We start from the raw sequence: 3413 nt of genomic DNA on the forward strand, positions 1-3413 counted from the left end.
AATCGGTTGCGGTACCGACCGGCGCGAAGATGCCCAGGCCCACGGCCGCCTTGTCATCCAGCTTTTGCACGATATAGCCAAACGGAATGACTTTATCCGGCATAAAATCGCCACCGTCGTTATACACACCGGCTTCAGCAGTATCGCTGGTCACCATACCAGTCGGGTTGGTGCGTACACCTTCAAAACTGCCTTCCAGCTGCAGATAGGTAAAACCAAAACTGGCCTGGGAGCGCTCAAGACGGCTCATACCGGCCGGGTTAAAGAACACCACAGAAGCATCGTTGGCAACCGCTGCGCTGCCGGCAAAGGCACGGCCGGCGCCACTGGCGCTTTGCTCATTAATTTTAAAACCGGAAGCCTGAACACCGGCGCTGAACAGGGAAGCTGCCGCTACGGCAACCGCCAGAACGGATGGTTTATTGAACATCAGAACACCTTGCTGAAACGCTATGTGAGCCGCCCGGTCAGGAGAACCCCACAGGCGGAATAACCGACGGATTTATTACTGTTCGTCGAATGCGGCGGCAGTATGCCAGCACAAAAACGGCCAATTTGTATCAGATAGTAATCATTAGGTAACTTATTGAAACAAATTAGGCTTCAAATGACTTTTTTGAACATCCATGTTCAGTATTGAAAAAAACACCACGGAACCTGTACGCCATTGCAGGGTCGGCGCAACGCCAACACAAGCTCTGCACAAAATCATGGCGGGGTCGTATGCGCGAACCGACCACAGGTATACTGCCGCTTTTGCCGGAATAATCTGTCATGAGCCCAGCAGCCATACATTCTGCAATCGGCCCCACCAGCGTGCAGCCAGTCGCCATTGCGCGTACGCCGTTTGCCGAAAAGTTTGCCATTCCGCGCCAGCCACAACTGGCACCGGCTGCACGGGCGGTGATTGAGCTGCTACCACCTTACAATCAGCCGGAAGCCCTGCTTGGTCTGGAGCAGGTCAGCCATATCTGGCTGCTGTTTCAGTTCCATCAGGCACCGGCCGATGATCCTGCAGCACCGCGGTTGCGGGTACGGCCACCGCGTCTGGGCGGCAACGAGAAACTGGGAGTATTCGCCACGCGCAGCACCCACCGCCCCAACGGTATTGGCCAGTCAGTGGTCAGGCTGGAAAAAGTGGAAGGCACGCGATTATGGGTATCCGGTGTCGATCTGCTCGACGGCACACCGATCATTGATATCAAACCCTATGTGCCTTATGCCGACAGTATCGCAGGCGCCGACAATGGCATCGCCAGTGAGGCACCGGTCACCGTCAGCGTCAGCTGGCAGCCAAACGCATTGGCGGCAGCACAACAACAGGCGAAAAGACTGGGGGAAGACGTTGTGGCACTGGTGGAACAGTGCCTGGCTCAGGACCCAAAACCGGCTTATCAGCAGCCGGATGAGAGCCGCCGTTACGGTGTGCGTTTCTGGGATATCAATGTGGTCTGGCATTACCCGCAAAGCGGCGGGATTTGTGTTCTGTCGGTTGAGACTGACGGAGCCGTATAAGCTCCGCCACAGCCCGACATCCGCACTCAGCGTAAAAAATACAGCCGCTGTTTAAAGGATGTCAGGCCACGGGCCTTAAAGCGCGGCTCTTGCTCAATCAGTTCCCGCTCTTCCGCCAATGTCAGCGTATACAACGCATCGTAGTGAGCATGTACTTCGGCGTCACTGAGCGCAAACGGCGGGCCGTCCATCTGGCTCTGATCATAATCGAGGGTCACCAGCATCTGTGGCGCACCATGACTGAGGGCATGCAGATGCTGGCTGTATTGCCGGCGCATACTTTCCGGTAACGCCACCAGTGCCGCACGGTCATACACCGCATCGATATCGCCACCCAGCTCACGCTGCAGCAATTCCCGGCTGACGTTAAAGAAATCACCGGCAATCAGTAATACGCCGTCGCCACGATAAAACACCTGCTCATCTTCACGGTTTTTTTCAATGGCAATGTCCAGTTCCGCAGTCAGCTGAGCGGCCAGTTCGTCCAGCGCAATTTCACTGAGTTCAATGCCGACCACGCCATAACCAGCCTGACGCAACCAGAACAGATCCAGCGTTTTTCCACACAGAGGCAACAACACTTTGCTGCCCGTGGCCAGATGCATATCCGGCCAGTATTTCAGCAGGACTTTATTTACCTCGTCGAGGTGAAAACCAATCTCTTTTTTTGACCATTTGTCGTGCCAGAATTCGCTGTGCATGAATACCCCATCTGCCAATCTCAACACGCCGACAATGCGGCGCAAAGGTTGTTTATAACCGATCAGACATACCGATTCCAATCCGACTCTGGTCGTTCTCTGCCGGTCGGCCTATTCCGCTGCTTTATCCGACCAGACCGCCAGCTCATTGCCACCGGGTTCTGAAAAATGAAAACGCCGGCCACCGGGAAAACTGAATACCGCCTTTGTTATTTGCCCGCCAGCCTCTTCTACCCGTGCCAGACAATGTTCCAGCTCCGCAGAATAAAACACCAATAATGCACCGGCGGCCGGCGCTTTTTCAGTATCCAGATAAAAACCACCATCCAGTCCGGCTTCGGCTGCAAAAAAAGCACAATATTCCGGGCCATAGTCCTGAAATGTCCAGCCAAAAACCTGTTGAAAAAAGGTTTTACTGGCCGCCAGATCGCGGCTGGAAAATTCGACGTAATTTAATTTTTCCTGCATACATGCTCCCTGTATCAGATACTGTCTGACTGTGAATAACGTCCATCACCATAGCCTGAATAACGGCCACAAAAAAGCCGGAATAAATCCGGCTTTTGAGACGATCAATTTCGTAACTCAGGCTTTTTTGGTGTAAGCACTGATAATCACAATACGCGTACCGTTTACCCGGCCTTCAATATGCTCCGGGTTATCAGTCAGGCCAATACCACGCACCATGGTGCCGCGCTTGGCAGTAAAGTTGGCGCCTTTTACATCCAGGTCTTTGATCAAAGTGACGTTATCACCGGCCTGCAGCACAGCACCGTTGCTGTCACGGGTTGGTTCACGGTCATCATCGGCCGCTGCGGCACTGGTTTCTGCCCATTTGCGGGTGTCGTCTTCCATGTACATCACGTCCAGCAGATCCTGCGCCCATGGCTCAGCCGACAAACGCTTCAGCATACGGTAAGCCAGCACCTGCACCGCCGGTACCTGACTCCACATGCTGTCGTTCAGGCAACGCCAGTGGTTAGCATCCGGCTCAGCACCTTCAACCTGGGCTTTACAGGTCGCGCAGAGAACAACACCGCTGTCGACGGTCAGCTGGCTGTGCGGCGGCACCAGAAACGGAGAAAGATCGTTGGCAGAAGTACACAGCTCGCACTGATTAGCCGCGCGCTGCAGCAGACTTTGTTCGAAGGACATAAGCATTACCCTTAGGGCCTGTTAGCACTAATTAAACAGGCC

General features: G+C 54.2%; 5 protein-coding genes. 1 reads left to right on the top strand and 4 read right to left on the bottom strand.

Annotated elements, in window-relative coordinates; translation table 11 throughout:
• On the bottom strand, nt 1-430 hold a 430-nt coding region (locus B3P58_RS00950), incomplete at its 3' end, for an OmpP1/FadL family transporter (protein WP_286715349.1).
• 344 nt (nt 431-774) lie between these two features.
• Here B3P58_RS00950 and tsaA point away from each other — a divergent pair.
• On the top strand, nt 775-1515 hold the full coding sequence (gene tsaA, locus B3P58_RS00955; RefSeq protein ID WP_286715351.1) for a tRNA (N6-threonylcarbamoyladenosine(37)-N6)-methyltransferase TrmO: 741 nt from the start codon (nt 775-777) through the stop codon (nt 1513-1515).
• A gap of 26 nt (nt 1516-1541) precedes the next feature.
• Here tsaA and tmpT read toward each other — a convergent pair whose 3' ends face one another.
• From tmpT to B3P58_RS00970, 3 genes are all read right to left on the bottom strand, one after another.
• Nucleotides 1542-2216: a thiopurine S-methyltransferase gene (gene tmpT / locus B3P58_RS00960; protein ID WP_225691498.1), complete on the bottom strand. Its 675-nt coding sequence runs from the start codon at nt 2214-2216 to the stop codon at nt 1542-1544.
• A gap of 111 nt (nt 2217-2327) precedes the next feature.
• Entirely contained in the window at nt 2328-2684 is a 357-nt protein-coding gene (locus B3P58_RS00965; protein WP_286715355.1) for a VOC family protein, read from the bottom strand.
• A 117-nt stretch (nt 2685-2801) separates the two neighbouring features.
• On the bottom strand, nt 2802-3371 hold the full coding sequence (locus B3P58_RS00970) for a PhnA domain-containing protein (protein WP_286715357.1): 570 nt from the start codon (nt 3369-3371) through the stop codon (nt 2802-2804).
• Nucleotides 3372-3413 lie beyond the last annotated feature (42 nt).

This window comes from Thalassolituus sp. UBA2009 (assembly GCF_002335285.1).
Taxonomy (GTDB): Bacteria; Pseudomonadota; Gammaproteobacteria; order Pseudomonadales; family Oceanobacteraceae; genus Venatoribacter; species Venatoribacter alkanivorans.